The sequence below is a fragment of the Thermosynechococcus sp. OHK43 genome (assembly GCF_014466085.1).
Classification (GTDB): domain Bacteria; phylum Cyanobacteriota; class Cyanobacteriia; order Thermosynechococcales; family Thermosynechococcaceae; genus Thermosynechococcus.
In genome coordinates this window covers 1-18552 of record NZ_JACOMP010000008.1, presented here as the reverse complement: position 1 = coordinate 18552, position 18552 = coordinate 1, and the positions used below count along the sequence as shown (strand labels likewise).

At 53.0% G+C, this 18552-nt stretch carries 23 protein-coding genes and 1 pseudogene; 13 read left to right on the top strand and 11 right to left on the bottom strand.

Annotated elements, in window-relative coordinates; genetic code table 11:
* Nucleotides 1–126, top strand: a pseudogene (locus H8Q75_RS00405) (peptide-methionine (S)-S-oxide reductase); the annotation flags it as partial.
* Here H8Q75_RS00405 and H8Q75_RS00400 read toward each other — a convergent pair.
* Genes H8Q75_RS00400 through H8Q75_RS00390 form a run of 3 tightly spaced genes read right to left on the bottom strand, consistent with a single transcriptional unit; the run spans nucleotide 123 to nucleotide 1817 of the window.
* Nucleotides 123–671, bottom strand: coding sequence for a pentapeptide repeat-containing protein (locus tag H8Q75_RS00400; protein WP_297039473.1), 549 nt, complete (start codon nucleotides 669–671; stop codon nucleotides 123–125). The pseudogene H8Q75_RS00405 and the gene H8Q75_RS00400 overlap by 4 nt on opposite strands.
* Before the next feature lie 43 nt (nucleotides 672–714).
* A complete protein-coding gene (locus H8Q75_RS00395) occupies nucleotides 715–1272 on the bottom strand; it encodes a DUF4126 domain-containing protein (protein ID WP_024125811.1) in 558 nt (185 codons plus the stop codon).
* Complete coding sequence (locus H8Q75_RS00390) at nucleotides 1266–1817, bottom strand: shikimate kinase (protein ID WP_024125810.1); 552 nt, start codon at nucleotides 1815–1817, stop codon at nucleotides 1266–1268. The genes H8Q75_RS00395 and H8Q75_RS00390 overlap by 7 nt, the downstream gene beginning before the upstream one ends.
* A gap of 69 nt (nucleotides 1818–1886) precedes the next feature.
* Between H8Q75_RS00390 and H8Q75_RS00385 the strand changes: the two genes are divergently transcribed.
* The 3 genes from H8Q75_RS00385 to H8Q75_RS00375 are packed head-to-tail and all read left to right on the top strand — an operon-like array spanning nucleotide 1887 to nucleotide 4305.
* Nucleotides 1887–2531, top strand: coding sequence for a J domain-containing protein (locus tag H8Q75_RS00385; protein ID WP_024125809.1), 645 nt, complete (start codon nucleotides 1887–1889; stop codon nucleotides 2529–2531).
* Nucleotides 2532–2580: 49 nt separating this feature from the next.
* Nucleotides 2581–3099 carry an acetolactate synthase small subunit gene (ilvN, locus tag H8Q75_RS00380; RefSeq protein ID WP_011056724.1) on the top strand — a complete coding sequence of 173 codons (519 nt, stop codon included), beginning with the start codon at nucleotides 2581–2583 and terminating at the stop codon, nucleotides 3097–3099.
* Between the two features lie 24 nt (nucleotides 3100–3123).
* Nucleotides 3124–4305 (top strand): ABC transporter substrate-binding protein, encoded by a 1182-nt coding sequence (locus H8Q75_RS00375; RefSeq protein ID WP_051372903.1) that lies wholly within the window; start codon nucleotides 3124–3126, stop codon nucleotides 4303–4305.
* Here H8Q75_RS00375 and der read toward each other — a convergent pair.
* Together der and petG are read right to left on the bottom strand one after the other, a co-directional pair.
* A complete protein-coding gene (gene der, locus H8Q75_RS00370; RefSeq protein ID WP_297039457.1) occupies nucleotides 4302–5651 on the bottom strand; it encodes a ribosome biogenesis GTPase Der in 1350 nt (449 codons plus the stop codon). The two genes, H8Q75_RS00375 and der, sit on opposite strands and share 4 nt — an antisense overlap.
* Before the next feature lie 41 nt (nucleotides 5652–5692).
* On the bottom strand, nucleotides 5693–5806 hold the full coding sequence (gene petG, locus H8Q75_RS00365; RefSeq protein WP_011056721.1) for a cytochrome b6-f complex subunit V: 114 nt from the start codon (nucleotides 5804–5806) through the stop codon (nucleotides 5693–5695).
* 121 nt (nucleotides 5807–5927) lie between these two features.
* On the opposite strand from petG, the gene H8Q75_RS00360 reads away from it, so the two are divergent.
* From H8Q75_RS00360 to grxD, 3 genes are all read left to right on the top strand, one after another.
* Nucleotides 5928–9032, top strand: a complete 3105-nt coding sequence (locus tag H8Q75_RS00360; RefSeq protein ID WP_297039454.1) for a response regulator — start codon at nucleotides 5928–5930, stop codon at nucleotides 9030–9032.
* Between the two features lie 69 nt (nucleotides 9033–9101).
* Entirely contained in the window at nucleotides 9102–9353 is a 252-nt protein-coding gene (locus H8Q75_RS00355; RefSeq protein ID WP_024125805.1) for a BolA family transcriptional regulator, read from the top strand.
* A gap of 48 nt (nucleotides 9354–9401) precedes the next feature.
* A complete protein-coding gene (gene grxD / locus H8Q75_RS00350) occupies nucleotides 9402–9725 on the top strand; it encodes a Grx4 family monothiol glutaredoxin (protein ID WP_024125804.1) in 324 nt (107 codons plus the stop codon).
* Between the two features lie 100 nt (nucleotides 9726–9825).
* Here grxD and H8Q75_RS00345 read toward each other — a convergent pair whose 3' ends face one another.
* Both H8Q75_RS00345 and H8Q75_RS00340 read right to left on the bottom strand, forming a co-directional pair.
* On the bottom strand, nucleotides 9826–10263 hold the full coding sequence (locus H8Q75_RS00345; protein ID WP_024125803.1) for an Hsp20/alpha crystallin family protein: 438 nt from the start codon (nucleotides 10261–10263) through the stop codon (nucleotides 9826–9828).
* 243 nt (nucleotides 10264–10506) lie between these two features.
* Nucleotides 10507–11181: an MBL fold metallo-hydrolase gene (locus H8Q75_RS00340; protein ID WP_024125802.1), complete on the bottom strand. Its 675-nt coding sequence runs from the start codon at nucleotides 11179–11181 to the stop codon at nucleotides 10507–10509.
* Between H8Q75_RS00340 and H8Q75_RS00335 the strand changes: the two genes are divergently transcribed.
* The gene (locus H8Q75_RS00335; RefSeq protein WP_024125801.1) at nucleotides 11180–12637 is read left to right on the top strand and encodes a site-2 protease family protein; all 1458 of its coding nucleotides are present in this window, start codon (nucleotides 11180–11182) and stop codon (nucleotides 12635–12637) included. The two genes, H8Q75_RS00340 and H8Q75_RS00335, sit on opposite strands and share 2 nt — an antisense overlap.
* Here H8Q75_RS00335 and H8Q75_RS00330 read toward each other — a convergent pair.
* Nucleotides 12611–13015: a hypothetical protein gene (locus H8Q75_RS00330; RefSeq protein WP_024125800.1), complete on the bottom strand. Its 405-nt coding sequence runs from the start codon at nucleotides 13013–13015 to the stop codon at nucleotides 12611–12613. The genes H8Q75_RS00335 and H8Q75_RS00330 overlap by 27 nt on opposite strands.
* A gap of 144 nt (nucleotides 13016–13159) precedes the next feature.
* Here H8Q75_RS00330 and H8Q75_RS00325 point away from each other — a divergent pair, with 144 nt between their 5' ends.
* From H8Q75_RS00325 to H8Q75_RS00305, 5 genes are read left to right on the top strand one after another with little or no spacing between them, the layout of a single operon-like run.
* Nucleotides 13160–14122, top strand: a complete 963-nt coding sequence (locus H8Q75_RS00325; protein ID WP_024125799.1) for a DUF362 domain-containing protein — start codon at nucleotides 13160–13162, stop codon at nucleotides 14120–14122.
* 58 nt (nucleotides 14123–14180) lie between these two features.
* On the top strand, nucleotides 14181–15617 hold the full coding sequence (gene lpdA, locus H8Q75_RS00320) for a dihydrolipoyl dehydrogenase (RefSeq protein WP_024125798.1): 1437 nt from the start codon (nucleotides 14181–14183) through the stop codon (nucleotides 15615–15617).
* A gap of 40 nt (nucleotides 15618–15657) precedes the next feature.
* Nucleotides 15658–16011, top strand: a complete 354-nt coding sequence (locus tag H8Q75_RS00315; RefSeq protein ID WP_041429286.1) for an iron-sulfur cluster assembly accessory protein — start codon at nucleotides 15658–15660, stop codon at nucleotides 16009–16011.
* 12 nt (nucleotides 16012–16023) lie between these two features.
* The gene (locus H8Q75_RS00310; protein ID WP_297039434.1) at nucleotides 16024–16461 is read left to right on the top strand and encodes a tetratricopeptide repeat protein; all 438 of its coding nucleotides are present in this window, start codon (nucleotides 16024–16026) and stop codon (nucleotides 16459–16461) included.
* 2 nt (nucleotides 16462–16463) lie between these two features.
* Nucleotides 16464–16733: a hypothetical protein gene (locus H8Q75_RS00305; RefSeq protein WP_024125795.1), complete on the top strand. Its 270-nt coding sequence runs from the start codon at nucleotides 16464–16466 to the stop codon at nucleotides 16731–16733.
* 3 nt (nucleotides 16734–16736) lie between these two features.
* On the opposite strand, the gene H8Q75_RS00300 is transcribed toward H8Q75_RS00305, so the two are convergent.
* From H8Q75_RS00300 to H8Q75_RS00290, 3 genes are all read right to left on the bottom strand, one after another.
* Nucleotides 16737–16997, bottom strand: a complete 261-nt coding sequence (locus H8Q75_RS00300; RefSeq protein ID WP_024125794.1) for a DUF1232 domain-containing protein — start codon at nucleotides 16995–16997, stop codon at nucleotides 16737–16739.
* 86 nt (nucleotides 16998–17083) lie between these two features.
* Nucleotides 17084–17602 (bottom strand): hypothetical protein, encoded by a 519-nt coding sequence (locus H8Q75_RS00295; RefSeq protein ID WP_024125793.1) that lies wholly within the window; start codon nucleotides 17600–17602, stop codon nucleotides 17084–17086.
* A 55-nt stretch (nucleotides 17603–17657) separates the two neighbouring features.
* A partial coding sequence (locus tag H8Q75_RS00290) for a TPM domain-containing protein (protein WP_297039420.1) occupies nucleotides 17658–18552 on the bottom strand: 895 nt, incomplete at its 5' end.

Genomic DNA, 18552 nt, shown 5'->3' with positions numbered 1-18552 from the left:
GCACCTGAATTTTACTTTGCCGAACCCTACCACCAGCAATACCTCCACCGCAATGTGAATGGCTACTGCGGCCTTGGGGGCACCAAGGTTCCCTACGAACTGATGAGTGCTACCCCCCGCGTTTAGGGGAGATGGCGGCGATAGGGCATACGGGGACGGTAAGCATCGCTAAAGTTGGTCTGACCGACCGTGGCATTGTTTAACCGTGCCCACTGCATATTGGCTTGCTCAAAGGTAGCACCGTTGAGATTGGCGCGGCGAAAATCCCCACAGCGGACATCGGCTCCCGTTAAGTTGCTGTTGCTGAAATTGGCACGGCGAGCACGACTGTGGCGCAAAATTGCACGGCTAAGGTTAGCACCACTAAGATTGACCTGTTCTAGGTTGGCTCGTTCTAAATAGGCGGCGGTGAGGTTGGCATTACTCAGATTTGCCCCTACCAAATTGGCCACCATGAGGTTGGTATCCTGGAGGTTGGCGCCCTCAAGATTGGCACCCCGCAAATTTGCCCCCGCCAAGTTATAGCCGCGCAAATCAACATGCCGCAGGTCACAGCCAGGACAAGCATTGGTTTGCAGAAGTTGTTGCATGGGGGAAGGCATGGCAAAGGCGGTATGGCTAGCGATCGCCCCACTCATCATTGCTGTTGCGATGAATACCTGTCGCTTCACATCCACCTCCTCCTGCCACGCTAGAGAGACTCTAGCACAAGTGCTAAGAATTTAACCTGCGGCGACGGGAGTACCGATGTCGTTGCTGCCAATCCTTAGCACTGCGAACGGCCAACCACAACAGGAGTAAGGCAATCAACCCGCCCTGCTTGGGTGCCCTCAGGGCAAATAAAACTAACAGCACACACAGGATATCCTGCCCGACAATGACCCAACGGGGTAGCTTCCCTAGGCGATAAAACCAGCCCACCTGCACCAATTGCAACACAAAGGCAAAAAGACCACTAAAGGTACCAATGAGCCACTGGGGTGTATCTGTTGCTGTTGCCACGGTCATGCCAAGGAGGGCACCCACAAGGGGGCTAAAGCACAGTTGCACAAGGATAATGAAGCGGTAGCCCCAGAGGTTCCCAGAAAGAAAGATCTCCAGGAACGACCAAGCAGCCAGCACACCAACTACCCAATAGGGGGAACAATGGCGCAACAAAGGTACCTGTGACCAGAGTTGTTCCCCCTGCAATAGACCTATCAACAGGAGGGGAAGTGCCAGGCGTAGTCCCCCTGCTGCTGCCGCTGAAAGAATGGCCAAAACCTCTAGCATGGTTCCATTGGTTTCAAGATATGGGGTAGCGTTTCCAACAGGCGATCGCACACCGTTTCCGGGGTATCTTCCACCGTGATCCTTAGCTCTAAATCTGCCTGAGCATAGAGGTATTGACGCGCTTGCAGCAGTTCACTCAAGCGTTCCTCAAGGGGTTGTTCCTGCAGTAGGGGCCGCTCTTGATCTTGGCGCAGGCGTTGACAGAGCACCGCAAGGGGGACATGAAGCCAGACCACAATACCGTGATGCAGATAGCTCCAGTTCATCGGGTTAAGGACAATGCCGCCACCTGTGGCCACCACCAAGTGATGGTAACTAGAGACTTGTGCTAGAACCTGTTGTTCTAACTTGCGAAAGGCAGGCTCCCCCTCTTGGGCAAAGATCTCGCGAATCGGTCGTTGGCAAAACTCCGTAATCACAGCATCGGTATCCACAAAACCGTAGCCCAAGCGTTGTGCCAGGATGCGACCCGTGGTGGTTTTACCGGCACCCATCATGCCCACAAGATAGATATTGGCTCCCCCAAGGCGTTCTTGCAGTTCCATAGATAACCATTTCTCGACACCGCCAAATCAGCACTTTAACCTAAATATAGAGGTCTGCCCACAATTTCCATGCCCCAGCCCAATCCCTACGTGACCCTACAGGTGGCCGTTACTGCCACCCAAGCCGAGATTAAGGCCGCCTATCGGCGCTTAGTAAAGCAGTATCACCCCGACTACCACCCCAGCGATCGCTCCAGCCACGAGCGAATGGCTGCCATTAACGCCGCCTATGAAATCTTGGGGGATGAGCAGTCTCGGCAAGCCTATGATGCCCAGTACCGTGTCCACCCCAAAGACGCTAGGCTCGATGTTCGGGGTTTCCAAGCTGCCGATCGCGAGCTAGGACAATGGCTGGCACTCACCTACAAGCCCGTGACTCAGATTATTGACGCGGTCTTGCGATCGCTCCCCCCGCAGATTGATGCCCTCGCTGCCGATCCCTTTGATGATGACCTCATGGATCAGTTCCTCACCTACTTGCAGGACTGTCGCCGCGCCCTTACCCGTGCCCGCTATACATTTCAAGCCCAACCCAACCCCGCAGCTGTCGCCAAGGTGGCAGCCCACCTCTATTACTGTTTGAATCAACTGGTGGATGGTCTCGACGAGCTAGAGCAATTTAGCCACAGTTACGACGATCGCTATCTGCATACAGGGCAGGAACTCTTTCGCATTGCCCACCGCCTCTTCGCAGAGTGTCGGCTTGTCCGCTAAACTAAAGAGAATCAGCATCCCAGCACGGCAGCCAGATTCAATCCCAGTTATGAAACATACCCTATCGGTTTTGGTGGAAGATGAGGCGGGTGTCCTCACTCGCATTGCCGGTCTATTTGCGCGGCGTGGCTTTAACATCGAGAGCTTGGCGGTAGGACCGGCAGAGCAAATTGGCATCTCCCGTATTACGATGGTGGTGCCTGGAGATGATGCTGTCATTGAGCAGTTGACCAAGCAACTCTACAAGCTGATCAACGTCCTCAAGGTACAGGATATTACCACAATTCCCTGTGTAGAACGGGAACTGATGCTCCTGAAGGTGAATGCCACCGCCAGTACCCGCTCTGAAATTTTGGAACTGGTGCAAATTTTCCGCGCTAAGGTGGTGGATGTGTCCGACGATTCACTAATCATCGAGGTCTCCGGTGACCCTGGCAAAATGGTTGCCCTAGTACAAATGCTGAATAAATTTGGGATTCGCGAAATTGCCCGCACCGGTAAAATTGCCCTTGTGCGCGAGTCTGGGGTGAATACAGAATACCTGAAGTCCTTGGAAGCACGGGTCTAATTGGCGGTGAAGTATCCCTGGTTAATGCTTGCATTGGGGGCGATCGCCCTCAGCAGTTGTACGGCAACCGAGTCTCCCTCAGCAAACAAGAATGCATTGCCCCTTGGGGTTGCCCTCGCCCAAACGGGTAATGCGGCTCTCTACGGCCAAGAGCAACTCCAGGGGGTGCGAGTCGCCGCCGAATTTTTTAATCAATCAGGCCAAATCAAGGAGCAGACCCTGCGGCTGGTGATTCAGGATACCGGCAGTGATGAGGCCGGCGCAGTGAATGTTTTTCAAACCTTGATCAATGGCGATCGCGTGATTGGTATTGTCGGCCCTACCCTCTCGCAGCAAGCCTTTAGTGCCGATCCCATTGCCGAGCAAGCGGGGGTACCGGTTGTCGCTCCCTCCAATACAGCCCGTGGCATTCCTGAAATTGGTGCCTTCATTAGTCGCGTCTCCGCAGGGGTGGAGGTGGTGGCGCCCACGGCGATTCAAGCGGCCCTTGAGATTAACCCCAACATTCGCCGAGTGGCTGTCTTCTTTGCCCAAGATGATGCCTTTAGTCGGTCAGAAACCGAGATTTTTCAAAAAGCCATTCGTGAGCATCCCAAGCTTGAACTGGTGAGTGTCCAGCAAACCCAAACCACTGATACAAATTTCCAAGCCCAAATCAATGCCACCCTCAGTGTCAAACCGGACTTAATTGTCATCTCTGGCCTAGCGGCGGACGGCGGTAACCTCATTCGTCAACTGCGGGAACTGGGCTACCAAGGGTTAATTTTGGGGGGCAATGGCGTCAATACCGTCAACATCCTCCCTGTCTGTCGTCGTCTCTGTAATGGGGTTCTGGTGGCGCAGGCCTATAATTCCGAAAACCCCGATCCGATGAACGTCAAGTTCCGCAACGCCTTTGAAGCCAAATATGGCCAAGTCCCCTCTCAGTTCAGTGCCCAAGCCTTTACGGCGGTTCAGGTCTTTGCGGACTCCTTAGCGCGCCTTTCCCAAGAAAAGAACGTGTCGGAATTGCCCCTTGCAGATTTGCGTCAGGCCTTGAACCAAGAGATTCTCAAGGGAGTCTATGAAACCCCCCTTGGAGAAATTCGCTTTACACCTGAGGGAGAGGTGCTGCAACGCTTCTTTTACGTCGGTCAGATTGAGATGAGTGATGATGGCCAAAGCGGAAAATTTAGCTTGGTGAAAAAAGTTGAACGACAGCCCTAATGGGCAACCAACTCAGCAGCTTCACGAGGTTTCTTGCTCCGCCAAAGGAGGCGAATTGGGGTACCCCGAAATCCTAGCTGCTGACGAATTTGGCTCTCAATGTAGCGGCGATAGTTATCCTTGAAGAGTTTGGCATCGTTGACAAAAATCGCAAATGTTGGCGGCTGGGTGGCGACTTGGGTAGCGTAGTAGATTTTCCCTTGGCGGCCTTGGCGAGTGGCGGGGGGAGTATGCCAGCGTAGGGCTTCTTGAATGACTTCATTCACCACTGCTGTACTGACGCGGCGACGGTGTTGTTCAACCGCCGCATCCACCGCCGCAAAAATTTTGTCAAGGCGTTGACCCGTATGGGCACTGACAAAAAGGGCATCTGCCCACTCCAGAAAATGCAACCGCTGATATAGGCGATCGCGATAAGCGTTAATGGTATAGGTATCTTTGTCGGGGACGGCATCCCACTTGTTCACAATCAGCACACAGGCCCGCCCCTGATCGGCGATGTGCCCTGCCAAGCGTTGATCCTGTTCGGTAATGTCTTCAAGGGCATCCAACACCAACAGCACCACGTCGGAGCGGTGAATGGCCTTAAAGGCACGATGGACACTAAACATCTCGGGCCCATAGGCCACATGAGTCCGTTTCCGAATACCAGCGGTATCAATGAAGCGGTACTGGGTGCCCTCGTGTTCAATCACTGTGTCAATGGCGTCGCGGGTGGTACCTGAAATCGGACTGACAATGGCGCGATCGCTCCCAATTAGGGCATTGAGCAAGCTAGATTTACCCACATTGGGACGCCCTGCAATGGCCACCTGAATCTCCGGCCCCTCGGGAAGCGTTTCCCCCGATGGCAAGTAGGTAATCAATTGATCCAGCAACTCCCCCGTACCGCTGCCGTGGATACTAGAAATCGGGTAGGGTTCTCCCAGCCCCAGGGACCAAAACTCCGCCGCCTGTACTTGACCCATTTGGCGCGACTCGCATTTATTCACCGCCACTAAAATGGGTACAGGAAGCTGGCGCAACCACGCCGCAATCTCATAGTCGAGCGCCGTAGGCCCTGCTTGACCATCTACCACAAAAATCGCTGCCGTGGCCTCCTGCAGGGCAAGCTCTGCCTGCTGACGAATCAGGGGCAAAAAGTCACTATCATCATCAAACACTAAGCCCCCGGTATCCACGACCAAAAATTCCCGATCTTGCCAAAAAGCTGGTCGGTAGGTGCGATCGCGAGTTACTCCCGGCTCATCGTGGACAATGGCATCCCGTTCGCCGGCTAGGCGGTTCACAAAGGTTGATTTGCCCACATTGGGGCGGCCAACGACAGCAACAATCGGCAAAGCCATAGTCAGGAGTGGTCTTCGCAAATCGTGTTTTGGGCAATGCCCTAGAGTTCAAGCTGGCTGCCCCGCTTGTATTGTTGGTAGGCAGCAAAGAATAGCCCTGCCAACGTCACTGGAATCAGCCCTAAAACAATCCCACATAGTAAAGGTTCAATCATCGCTCGATCGGAACTCAACCATCACTTCATTCCCCACGATACACTATTTGATAATTGTTTTGATAAGTGTTGCATCGGCAGTTTCCTCTTCAAAGAATCGTCACCGCGGGTGAGAATCTTCATGTTTCGCTTTCCTTTGCTCTCCCTCCTTCAGCTTCTTTTGCCGACAACCGCAGCAATAGCTGCTCTTTTGACACCACTTTACTTTAGCGAACGGCAGGCGCTTCTCAAGGAGCTTCGAGTAGAACAAGAAAGTAAACTAGAGAATATTAACTTGATGCTGGCGAATACCTTCGGCGATACTGTAAATGATCTCAAGGTGTTGGCCAGCCTTCATCTCTGGCACGAGTTAGTTGATAGCACCGCTAGGGAACAGAGGGAGGACATAGATCAAGAAGCACAGGACACAGTGGAGCAGTGGCATCACTTTAAGAAGTATTACGATCTCCTTTATGTGCTGGATAGCAGGGGCAGAATCCGTTTTCAGTGGAGGGCAATGCCCCAGATTACCCCCCGCTCTCCGCTGCAAGCCACTCCCCCCTACTGGCCTCTCCTTCGGGAATTAGCTCCTGATCAAGTGTTTGTCTCCCCTGTGGACATTATAGAGACCGAAAGCCTGCGTTTTCCGTTGCCGGTGGTGTATGTGGGGGTACCTCTGTACCACCAGTCCACACGCAAGGGAGTGCTCCTTCTCCGTTACCAAGTCAACCATCTTTTCGAGGCGCTGCTTGGGCTATGTAACACCCAAGGAGGGTTGTGCCTGCTCGCAAACAATCAGGGCTATTGGCTTCTTGGGGAAGATATTCGCGAGCAGTGGGGATTTCATTTTCCTGAGCGACGGCAGTTCACTGTCCGCCAGCAGTACCCCCTCCTGTGGCAGCAAATGCAACATCAGTCGAGGGGCAGCCTGTTTAGCGCCGATGGCTTATTTGTCTATCAAAGTTTTTCTCCGTTGAAGGAGGACTCTGTCTCTGCTGAGAGCGCAGCGCATTCATCTCGCCTCCAAAGTAACATTCGTTGGTGGTTGATTGGATTCGTACCCAACAGCTCCATAGAGTTATACCTGGAGCGCTTAAATCGCGACTTCTTGCTCTCCTTTACTGCACTCTGTCTCTTGGCCGCCGTAGCTGTCCTACTCATAGCCCGCGATCGCCAACGCAAACGGAGCTTACAGAAGCTACTGGAAACCAGTAACGCCCGCTTTCGCAGTGTCAGTGAAATGGCACCTGTGGGGATTTTTACCCTGGATGCCCAAGGACAACCCACGTTTCTTAACCAGAGGCTACTGCAACTGTTGCAGGTTCACAGCCTAGAGGAAGCTCAACAGCGGTGGATAGAACGTCTCCATCCTGAGGATCGCGATCGCGTCTTGAAAGCCTGGGCAACATGCCAGCAGCAAAGAGTACCTTTCCATGAGAAATTTCGAATTGTCCATCACGATAGCAGCAGTCACTGGATTAACGCCCGCATCATTCCCCTCCAGCAAAGCAGCGCCACAGATAGTTTTGTCGGTACCTGGGAAGATATCTCCCAAATGATGGAGCAGCAAAAGCTCCTAGAAACAGCGCGCCAAGCTGCCGAGGAAGCCAGCCGTGCCAAGAGCGAGTTTTTGGCCACCATGAGCCATGAAATTCGCACCCCCATGAACGCCATCATTGGTCTGACCGGACTGCTGCTCGACACCCCCCTCAATCCCCAACAACAGGAGTTTGTCAATACCATTCGCCTCAGTGGGGATGCTCTGCTGGCGGTAATCAACGATATTCTCGATTTCTCGAAAATTGAGTCGGGTAAGTTGGAGCTGGAGAGCTATCCCTTTAATCTGTGCACTTGCGTTGAAGAAGTCCTCGATCTATTGGCAAGTCGTGCCGCCGAACGTGAGGTGGAACTTGCTGCCGACATTGATGCAGGGGTGCCCTGCACTGTCATTGGCGATATGGGACGGCTGCGACAGGTACTTGTCAATCTCATCGGCAATGCCATCAAGTTTACCCAAAAAGGCAATGTCACACTCTACGTGAAGGCAATGCCAACACCGATGAGTCAGTATGAATTTATGCCCTCATATTACTCCTACTTATTTGCCATTCAGGATACAGGGATCGGTATTTCTCCAGCCGGCATGAATCGCCTTTTCAAGCCCTTTAGCCAAGTGGATGCCTCCACCACTCGTCAGTATGGCGGCACTGGACTAGGTTTAGTCATCTGCCAACGCCTTGTGGAGCGGATGGGGGGGCAAATTTGGGTAGAAAGCAAAAAGGCGGGAGAACCCCTCACCGTAGGCGGAACACCCCCGGCGGCCTATGAGTCAATTCCAATACCCGAGAGCGGATCAGTTTTTTACTTTACGGTGCGGTTTTTGCTCAATCCGAAGTCGGCACCAGAGGCAGTTAATGACACTTGCCACCTTGCAAACCGCCGCGTTCTTATTGTCGACGATAATGCGACCAATCGCCAAATTCTAGCGCTACAAACCAAAAAATGGAACATGCACCCCCTGGTGGCCGATAGTGGGGCCAGTGCCCTTACGCTTCTCCAACAACAAGGGGTACCGGATGTAGCTATTCTAGACCTACAGATGCCTGAGATGGATGGGCTTGCCCTCGCTCGCCAAATTCGCACAGCCTACGGTCAATTGCCCCTGATCCTTCTCACTTCCTTGGGAAATACCCTCACGGAGTCAGAGAAGACTCTATTCTCTAGCCTGATCAGCAAGCCCGTGAAACAATCGACACTGTACAATGCCCTGAATAATTTATTTTGCGAAAAGCAGAAAGCCGTATCCTCCAAACCAGCCACAGCGCCATCCTTTGAACAGCTAAAAACCGAATTACCGCCCCTGCGCATTCTGGTGGCTGAAGATAACAAGGTCAACCAGATGGTGGCGTTGCGGATTTTGGAAAAGTTGGGCTATCGCGGTGATATTGCGGCCAACGGCTTGGAGGTCCTGGATGCGGTGCAGCGGCAGCCCTACGATGTAATCTTGATGGATATGCAAATGCCGGAGATGGATGGCATTACGGCTACCCGAGAAGTGACTCAACTGTTTCAAGGGCTCAAGAAACCCCGTCCGCGAATTATTGCCATGACCGCCAATGCCATGGAGAGCGATCGCCAGCTTTGTCTCGATGCAGGCATGGACGATTATGTGAGCAAGCCTATTCACCTTGAGGAATTGGTGCGTGCCCTTCGCCAGTGTCAGCCCCTTCAGACCCCAACAACTTAACATCTAGCGATACACTAAAAAAGATAGACTCAGAGGGTTGTCGCCTCCAGCAAAAATAAATAATGATCTATGGTTACTCCTGAACAACTGACCACCTTAATTCAATCCAGCTTGCCCGATGCCTTTGTTCAAGTACAGGATTTGACGGGGGGTGGCGATCATTACGAAGCGGTAGTGGTCTCCGCCGCCTTTGAGGGCAAGGGACTGGTGCAGCAGCACCAATTGGTCTATAGCAGCCTCAAGGATCTCATGGCCAGCAATGAACTCCACGCCCTTGCCCTGAAGACCTATACTCCCCAACAATGGGCACAACGTCAGTGATTTAGAATGCAATTTTGTAACTTGTCAACTTAAGAGGGAAAGCGAACGATGACACCCGAACTCCATGCCAAAATTGATAACCTTGTCAAGAGCAACAAGATCATTGTTTTCATGAAGGGGAGCAAGCTGATGCCCCAATGCGGTTTTTCTAACAATGCGGTGCAAATTTTGAATGCCCTCGGCGTCCCCTATGAAACAGTGGATGTCCTTGAGGATTTTGAGATTCGTCAAGGGATTAAGGAGTATTCCAACTGGCCAACGATTCCCCAAGTGTTTATCAACGGCGAGTTTATTGGTGGCTCCGATATTCTCATTGAGCTATACCAAAGTGGTGAATTGCAACAACTGGTTGAGGTGGCTTTAGCTTCATAACTTTTTCTGCCATTCACTGACGCTCAAAAAAATCCCCCATTGCTGGGGGATCGTCATCATTTGTTCAACAACCTTGACTGTTCGGCCTCAAAGGGGCGGATTAGGCAAGGCTCACTTTGACGACGCGGTTTTTCTCTTCTTCCGCTTTCGGCAGGGTCAGGCGCAGGATACCATCTTTGTATTCGGCTTTGACATCGGTGTTTTGAATCCGAACTGGCAGAGGAATGACCCGTTGGAATTTGCCATAGCGGAATTCTGTACGTTTCATGCCCTCTGTTTCAGTTTTGGTTTCAGATTTGCGTTCGCCACTAATGGAAACCGCTTCAGCTGTAACTTGAACGTCAATGTCTTTGGGATCCATCCCCGGAAGCTCTACTTTCAAGAAAAGGGCTTCAGGGGTTTCTTCCAGTTCTGCGGCGGGCAGAAAACTAAGATCACTGCGCCGCTCCGTCAAGGGAATCAATTCATCGAATAGACGGTTCATTTGGCGTTGAATTGCATCAATTTCGCGGAACGGTTCCCAACGAACGAGTGCCATACGCTTATCCTCCTGTACTCCTTAAGGCTTTAGATTGCCCACGGGATGGTTGACAGAGAGAACAGCACCAACAACCAAATTTGCTTGTACTGCTTTTGCTGGTGACTTGGGCTGATTCCCTCTGGCTACCTTCACTATAGAGCATGGAAGTCTTGATACAAGTGGGGTTTAACGATCTCTCCCAGTTCCTATTTCCGAACCCGGGGTGCTGAAAATTACTCTGGAGAGGAAATTAAGAAAACATTAAAATTTGTTAGAAAGAAGGTTATCAACTGAGAGTCCTTGCAGGACGGCTTGGGCGTTGGCGATCGCCAGCGTCCCCCGCAGAAAACCTATATTTGCCCCCGGACACAGATAACTTAAGCACTTCTGCCGACAGAAGGCTTTTAATGCTTCAACGCTGCGCAGTTGACGGGGCCAGTGGAAGGTGGTAGCCGTTTTAATCGGTGCGAGTTCTCCCGTAGGGGTAGGGAGTAGGTGACGACCTGTAAAGAGAACGCCCCCTTGGCAAGACCAATAGACACAGGCACTGCCGGGGGAGTGACCAGGTGTCCAGAGAATTTCGAGGGTTTCACCGATAGCTAGATGGTGGTTAAACGGGGTTACCGTCACTTGGGGCAGCAGATACGCCTCCTGCTCATGGATGATCACTTCGCAGTTGAAGGTGTGCTGAATTTCCCTGACGCGGGCGATCGCCCCGCGATGGGTAAGGATAAGGCGCTGAACGCCCCCCTGGGCCCTGAGCCAATCCTGAGTTGTGTCTGTCCAAAAGGGCGCATCAATAAGGGTATTGCCATCATTTTCTACAATGAGATAAGCAGTACCTCCCAGTGTCTCGCGGTTGGGTGGAAACCCATAGACCCTCGGTAATACAAGGCGGGGCAGTTTCTGTTGTTGAGCCACAGGTATCCAAATCATGACATGGATTTCCCTTATTGTATTGGGTTTAATCTTGGTCTTTATTGTCCGCCAGAGTGCTGCCCGTGTCAGTCAAACCCCTTGGTGGCTCCTGTGGCTAGTGCTGATGTTGCCGGCCTTTTTTATTGCAGGTTGGCTGCTGCTGTTGGGGAATACACCTGTACCTTCGGGATGGCTGATCCTGATCTTTGTCACCAGTTCGGTGCTCTACCTTGTGCTCTTGCGCCGAGGCCAGTCCTTCTTACCGGCTGCGCCACCCACACCCCCGCCACCACCACTGACGGACAATGGCAAGCTCCTCAATCAGGAGGAAGAAACGCAATTGCAGAGCTGTTTCCCTTGGGGAATGTACTATCTGCAGCAAATTGAGTATCGTCCACAGGCGGTGATCTGCCGTGGGCAAATGCGCGGTGATGCCAACCAAGTCTATGAAACAGTGGAGCGCAATATTGCCCAACGCTTTGGCGATCGCTTTCTGGTCATGTTTCAAATGGGTTTGAGTAATAAGCCTTTTTTTGCCCTGATTCCCCGCGATCGCCTGCCCCAGCCCCAACAGCTTTTTCGTCCTGGTCTCAGCCTTGGCCTTCTGGCCTTAACCTTTCTCACCACCACCGTTGCTGGCTTGGCACTTGTGGCGCCTGATCTGACAGCGGCGGAACTGCGGCTCAATCCCAGTTTGCTCTGGCAGGGGTTGCCCTACAGCGTGAGTCTGCTGTTGATTTTGGGCATCCATGAACTGGGACACTTTGCCACTGCATGGTATTACGGCGTGAAGGCAACGCTGCCCTACTTTATTCCTCTGCCCTTTGCCATGGGCACACTGGGGGCCTTTATCCAGATGAGATCGCCTGTTCCCCATCGCCGTGCCCTCTTCGACATTAGTATTGCGGGTCCTATTGCTGGGTTGATCGTGACGCTACCAATTCTAGTTTGGGGGTTACAGCAGTCCGAGGTGGTGCAACTGCCTGCCAATGCTTCGGAGCAGTCCCTCAATCCCCAAGTGTTGAGTCCACGTATTTCGATTCTCTTGGCCCTGATTGCTAAAGCCATTTTTGGCGCCACCCTCAAGAGTAACAGTGCGCTACACCTGCATCCGATGGCAGTGGCGGGGGTGCTGGGTTTGGTAGTGACGGCTTTGAACCTGATGCCTGTGGGTCAATTGGATGGAGGTCACATTGTTCATGCAATCTACGGCCATCGAACGGGGGCAGTCATTGGCCAAGTTAGCCGTTTACTGGTGCTGATTCTCTCGTTTATTCAACCGTGGCTCTTTGTTTGGGCACTGATCCTGTTCTTTATGCCCGCTTTTGATGAACCTGCCCTCAATGATGTCAGTGAATTGGACAACTGGCGCGATGCCCTTGGCCTGATGGCACTGGTGTTGCTATTGCTCATTATTTTCCCGGTGCCAGCGCCCCTTGCAGCGCTGCTACTGCCGACACACCCAATGCCATAGGGGATGACGTTGCCCCTGCTGACGAATGCGCAAGACTTGTTTTTCTAGACGTTGCTGCCACCGCGGGGATCTGCCCCAGAAAATGTTGCGGGTCTGCCAGTACAGAACGCTCAGGGTCGTGCCAATACACAGGGCCAAACCGATCGCCGGCAGCCGATTGAAAAGAATGCCATAGCGCAGCGCTGCCCACGTAAAATGCTCACGCATGAGGCTCATTTCATAACGGAAGCCCCAAAGACTCCATGTGCCGACAGTCAGCCAAAGAAAGAGCACCACACTCCAGCGCATGACAACGGTCAAGCGATGCAGGCGATCCACCTGCTGCCGAAATTCTGATTCAAGGCCTTGGGGCATTCGCGATCGCTCCCTGGGGGGCATCTATCCTCCTTATCGTATTTTCTGGCTATTTTTTCATTTTCACCTGGGGATTGAGGTGGGTCGGGGGGGTGGCTACAGGATGTCTCTCTATGATGCTTTGTGGCACACTGTGGGGAAAGACTGCCAAGCCATGAGGAACCTCTAATGCCACGTGTGAGCTTACTGCGAGCAACCTCCTATGACCTTGACCATCTCAGTGCCTCCCTTGAGGAACTCCTAGCGCCCTTGGGGGGAATGGCGGCAATTGTTCAACCGGGCGATCGCGTGCTCCTCAAGCCTAACTTACTCACGGGGGCACGGCCAAAGCAGGAATGTGTTACCCGTCCTGAACTGGTCTATTGCGTCGCCAAAATGGTGCAAGCCGCCGGTGGCAGACCTTTTCTAGGGGATGGACCCGCCTTTGGCTCCGCATTGGGGGTCGCCCGCAGCAATGGCTACCTGCCCTATATTCAAGAATTAAATTTGCCCGTCATTGAATTCCATGGCGATCGCTACGCCACCGACAATCCCGAATTTGCTCACCTGCGCCTAAGCAAAGAAGCGATGGCCGCCGATGTCGTCATTAACCTGCCCAAGGTCAAATCCCACGTGCAACTGACCCTCACCCTCGGGGTGAAGAATCTCTTTGGCTGTGTCCCGGGCAAAATGAAGGCATGGTGGCACATGGAAGCGGGTAAGGATGCCGATCGCTTTGGCCGTATGCTCGTGGAAACGGCGCGGGCGATCGCCCCCGACCTCACAATTATGGATGGCATTATTGGCCATGAAGGCAATGGCCCCAGTGGTGGAACGCCACGACCACTGCATGTTTTGGGTGCCAGTCGCGACGTTTTTGCCCTCGATCGCGCCTTTGTGGCTATCCTGAATGTTGACCCTGAGCGCATTCCCACCCAACGCGCTGCCACCGCCCTCGGCTACAACTACGAACTTAGTGAGATTGAGTTTCCCTTGGCACAGCCCCACGAATTAACAATTCGCGATTGGCAACTGCCGCAGCAAATGATGCCCATTGACTTTGGCGCCCCCCGCGTTCTCAAATCCACATTCAAACATCTCTATATTCGCTGGATCAAAGAACCCCTAACTGCCTATAGCCAAAAGGCCTAAGTTCTCAGGGGGGACGCCCTTTGATAAGCTAAGGGAATGCAGTTGGGGAGAAGCGTCCTTGAGCTTTGACTACGATCTCATCATTATTGGTGCTGGTGTCGGGGGGCATGGGGCTGCTCTCCATGCCGTCAGTGTTGGACTAAAAACAGCAATAGTGGAAGCAGCAGACATGGGGGGCACCTGCGTCAATCGCGGTTGCATTCCCTCAAAGGCACTCCTGGCGGCAGCCGGACGGGTACGGGAACTACGCCAAGCCAGCCACTGGCAAGCCTTGGGGATTCAACTGGGGCAGGTAAATGTGGATCGCGCCGGCGTCGCTGCCCATGCCGCCAACTTAGTTCAAAAGATCCGCAGTGATCTCACCAATAGTCTCAAGCGTCTCGGTGTGGATACGCTCATTGGCCGAGGGAAAGTAGCCGGTTCCCAAAAAGTGAGCATCACCACGCCCACAGGGGAAAAAATCGTAACCGCCAAGGACATTATCATTGCTACGGGATCAGTGCCTTGGGTGCCCCCCGGTGTGGAGGTAGATGGTAAGACGGTTTATACCAGTGACGATGCCATTAAGCTGGATTGGTTGCCGCAGTGGGTGGCCATTATTGGCAGCGGCTACATTGGTCTAGAATTTGCCGATATTTACACGGCCCTCGGCAGCGAAGTGACAATGATTGAGGCCCTAGATCAACTGATGCCCACCTTTGATCCAGATATTGCCAAACAGGCACAGCGGATTTTGATTGCGGCGCGCGATATTGAAACCTACAGCGGCACCCTAGCCAAGCGTGTCATCCCCGGTAGCCCGGTGGTTATTGAACTCGCAGATGCGAAAACACAAGAAGTCGTGGATGTCCTCGAAGTGGATGCCTGCCTTGTGGCCACCGGTCGCATTCCCGCTACCCAAGACATTGGCCTAGAGAGTGTGGGTGTGACCACCGATAAGCGTGGCTTTATCCCCGTCAATGAGTATTTGGCAGTAACGAAAAAAGGGAAACCCGTCCCCCATTTGTGGGCGATCGGTGATGCCACGGGGAAAATGATGCTGGCCCACGCCGCTTCGGCACAGGGGATTGCCGTTGTTGAAACAATTGTCGGACGGCCTCGCCAAGTGGACTATCGCAGTATTCCTGCGGCGGCCTTTACCCACCCAGAAATGAGCTTTGTCGGCTTGACGGAACCCCAAGCCCGTGAGCTAGGGGAAAAAGAAGGCTTTGAGGTGCAGGTGGCGCGCACCTACTTCAAGGGCAACTCCAAGGCCCTGGCGGAAACCGAAACCGATGGCCTAGCCAAGGTGATCTTCCGCGCTGATACTGGCGAGCTACTGGGGGCGCATATCTTTGGTCTCCATGCCTCGGATTTAATTCAAGAGGCGGCTAATGCCATTCGCGATCGCCAGACGGTGAGCCACTTGGCCTTCAATGTCCACACTCATCCCACCCTCTCGGAGGTACTTGACGAAGCCTTCAAGCGTGCCCACGAGATGGTGACCCACCGCTGAACTTGCTACGATAAAGTTTGGAGTCTTTTAGGAGTGGGTGATGACACAGGCCACACAACCCGCTAGGGGAATCATGATGACCGAAGCTGCCCTCAAGCATGTGCTTGAGCTCCGCGATAAACACGGTAAAGACCTGTGTTTGCGGGTGGGCGTCAAGGGGGGTGGCTGCTCAGGGATGTCCTACACGATGGACTTTGAAGACCCCGCCAATATTCGTGCCGATGATGAAGTCTTTGACTATGATGGCTTCAAGGTGGTCTCCGATCCCAAGAGTATGCTCTACATCTATGGCTTGGTGTTGGACTACAGCAACGCCCTTATTGGTGGTGGCTTTAAGTTTATGAATCCCAATGCCACCCAAACCTGTGGCTGTGGTACCTCATTTTCTGCCTAAGGAGTCCTGCCCTTGACCCCATCTCAGTTTGTGAGCGACGTTGAACGTCAATTTGAGGCAGCGATCGCCCGCTACAAAGAAGGAGCACCTGCCTCAGAGTTAATTCCCACTTTCAAAGAGATTTGCCAGCGTGCTCAAAAAAGTAGCGCCGCTTGGACGTGCTTGGCGTGGCTCTACCTTCTGGATGACAAGCCCCAATCTGCCCTAAAGGCTGCCCAAAAAGCGGTCAAGCTCAACCCCGAAGACCCGCAAGCGCGCATTAACCTGGCGGTGGCAATGCTAGAAACCGGACAAAAGGGCGTTCGTCCCCACATTGAATTGGCGCAAACCGTTGTTGCCGCTGTGGCTGAGCTGCGCCAAGAGGTCATCGATAACTTTGCCGACGGCCTGAAGCGCAAACCCGATTGGGAGAGCCTTGCCCGTGTCAAACAATGGGTACTGGGGGGGTAATCATGGTACGGCTGCGGGATATGATCAATTGGCTGTTGGTCGCCGATACCTTCTTTGTGCTGGCCAGTTTTGGCTGGTTTGTGATTGCCCTGGCTGGTCGGTCCTTTGAGCTTCCCTTGGGGTTTGATCTCTGGCTGCGTCTATGGCAACCCCTCTTTATGCCCGCCATTGGTCTACTGATGGCGGCGGCACTGATTAGCGGTGTCCGCAGCTATGTGCAAAACCGCTGGCTGCTGCGCTCTGTCGGCAGTGACTTGCGATCGCGGGATTGATCCTTAAACCTGTTCTGCTTCCACATCTACTGTTGTGGTGATGTTGGGCGATCGCCGGCTTTTAATGCGCTCCACCAACAATTGCGTTAGCTCACTGGCAAGGATGACCAGAACCGTGACATCATCCAGCTGGCCAACGATCGGCACTAAATCTGGGGAAATATCCAGAGGACTCAGCAAATAGATCAAACTCGCGGCAATGATGAACCAGCGATACTTAGGATGCCGCAACAGCTTCCGATACCAGTTGTAGAAGCCGCTCATGGAGTATCAACCTTGAATCCTGCCCCTATTCTGGCATAGGGACGCAATTGCCCTAGGTCGGGAAAACCGTCCTTAGTTAATCAAAGTTAATCAAAGTAAAAGAGCGTGACCACCTTGTGCTGCTCTTCCGCTAGTTCACAGGTTTGCAGTAGTGTGTGGCTATCGTGGAAAGCAAAGCAAATCAGTTGCTGACAGCGGGAAATAATCTCCTGATTGCAGAGGGAGCTGGCTTCTGCAAGGGGGAGGTGATCATTTTCAGGTTTCTCCACCAAGTGCATCACCTTATCCAGCTGTTGGCGGGATTCCCGAGGCTGGCGTTCTAGACTTTGGGGCAAGATCACCGTCAACAAATTGGGGTCTGCCCGCATTGCCCCCCGAATCGCCGCCGCATTGGTTCCAACCGCACCTGAGGTCATCAGGCGATTCCCAGCCAGCACAAGGGCATAGCTCATCATTTCAATAAGGTGCTGATGGGTAATGGGGACATGACGCGAGCCAAGGAGCGCAATCCGTTTAGGGCCAGAGTCTTGGATTGTCGCTAATTCCTGCAAGAACTCATCAATTTGGGGGGAATCAATGCCCGGAAGATTTGTCGCCTGCGTCAAGAGCGTCTCTCATGTGCTACGGAACGACGCTATTTTAGCATCTTGATCGCCATTTCTAGTAGGGGGCAATTAGTTTACCAACTGCCCTCGGCACCACCGCCAGAGGAGCGCCCGCCTTCATCACTACTACTCGAGGAACTGTCACTCCCTCATAGCTGGAGTAAGTGTCATCGCTGGTGTAAGTGTGGTAGCGATCATCGTCATCATTGTGATAGGAGGAGCGAGAGCGATCGCCTGATTGCACAGAGTTGAACGCGAAAATTTTGAAAAAAAGCCTTAAGCTTAAGATCGGATAAAGAAAGCAGAAAGTTCCAATAAACAGCAGCAGAAGGGGAACAGAAAAAGACTTAAGAAAACTGGACAGGTCAATTGCCGGAACACCGCTAGCGGCATTTGTTAGCCCGTCGGTCTGCAATGTATTGAGTAAGGCGCCCACACCGTTGATGATCCCCTGCGCCAATTGGCCACGACGAAAATCCGGCAGCATGTAGTTGTCAATCACTGCTTGTATACGGGAATTCCAATCCCTGCCGTAGGCACTGCCCAATTGAATGCGCACTTTGCGATCGCCCGGAGCCACTAAGAGCATCACACCATCGTTGCGCCAACGGCTACCCACCCCTCGATGATTAAACAACTCCATCGCAAACGCCTCGAAACTGGCGTGTTGGTTGCTGTGCTCCTGATAGGAATTAATAGTGACTAGAAGTACCTGTTGATTGGTGCGCTGATGAAAGGTCTGAAGTTGCGAACGCACCTGCTCTCGCTGGGAGTCATCTAAAACCTGCGCCAGATCGTTAACATAGGTATCCGGCAAGGCCGGGAAATTCACGTAGGCCTGGACAGGGGATGGAGCAAAGCTGACAATCAGACCGCTGACCAGAGAAAGCAGCAAAAAAAGAAGGGGCTTTTGCCGACGCAGAGTTATCATCTTTTTGAGAGGAATACTT

Coding starts and splice junctions, on each gene's coding strand:
- H8Q75_RS00355 (WP_024125805.1), top strand. CDS start 9,102: ATGGTTACTCCTGAACAACTGACCACCTTAATTCAATCCAGCTTGCCC.
- H8Q75_RS00305 (WP_024125795.1), top strand. CDS start 16,464: ATGGTACGGCTGCGGGATATGATCAATTGGCTGTTGGTCGCCGATACC.
- H8Q75_RS00325 (WP_024125799.1), top strand. CDS start 13,160: ATGCCACGTGTGAGCTTACTGCGAGCAACCTCCTATGACCTTGACCAT.
- grxD (WP_024125804.1), top strand. CDS start 9,402: ATGACACCCGAACTCCATGCCAAAATTGATAACCTTGTCAAGAGCAAC.
- H8Q75_RS00345 (WP_024125803.1), bottom strand. CDS start 10,263: ATGGCACTCGTTCGTTGGGAACCGTTCCGCGAAATTGATGCAATTCAA.
- H8Q75_RS00330 (WP_024125800.1), bottom strand. CDS start 13,015: ATGCCCCCCAGGGAGCGATCGCGAATGCCCCAAGGCCTTGAATCAGAA.
- H8Q75_RS00395 (WP_024125811.1), bottom strand. CDS start 1,272: ATGCTAGAGGTTTTGGCCATTCTTTCAGCGGCAGCAGCAGGGGGACTA.
- H8Q75_RS00340 (WP_024125802.1), bottom strand. CDS start 11,181: ATGATTTGGATACCTGTGGCTCAACAACAGAAACTGCCCCGCCTTGTA.
- H8Q75_RS00375 (WP_051372903.1), top strand. CDS start 3,124: ATGCTTGCATTGGGGGCGATCGCCCTCAGCAGTTGTACGGCAACCGAG.
- der (WP_297039457.1), bottom strand. CDS start 5,651: ATGGCTTTGCCGATTGTTGCTGTCGTTGGCCGCCCCAATGTGGGCAAA.
- H8Q75_RS00385 (WP_024125809.1), top strand. CDS start 1,887: ATGCCCCAGCCCAATCCCTACGTGACCCTACAGGTGGCCGTTACTGCC.
- H8Q75_RS00335 (WP_024125801.1), top strand. CDS start 11,180: ATGACATGGATTTCCCTTATTGTATTGGGTTTAATCTTGGTCTTTATT.
- ilvN (WP_011056724.1), top strand. CDS start 2,581: ATGAAACATACCCTATCGGTTTTGGTGGAAGATGAGGCGGGTGTCCTC.
- H8Q75_RS00315 (WP_041429286.1), top strand. CDS start 15,658: ATGACACAGGCCACACAACCCGCTAGGGGAATCATGATGACCGAAGCT.
- H8Q75_RS00390 (WP_024125810.1), bottom strand. CDS start 1,817: ATGGAACTGCAAGAACGCCTTGGGGGAGCCAATATCTATCTTGTGGGC.
- H8Q75_RS00300 (WP_024125794.1), bottom strand. CDS start 16,997: ATGAGCGGCTTCTACAACTGGTATCGGAAGCTGTTGCGGCATCCTAAG.
- H8Q75_RS00360 (WP_297039454.1), top strand. CDS start 5,928: ATGTTTCGCTTTCCTTTGCTCTCCCTCCTTCAGCTTCTTTTGCCGACA.
- petG (WP_011056721.1), bottom strand. CDS start 5,806: ATGATTGAACCTTTACTATGTGGGATTGTTTTAGGGCTGATTCCAGTG.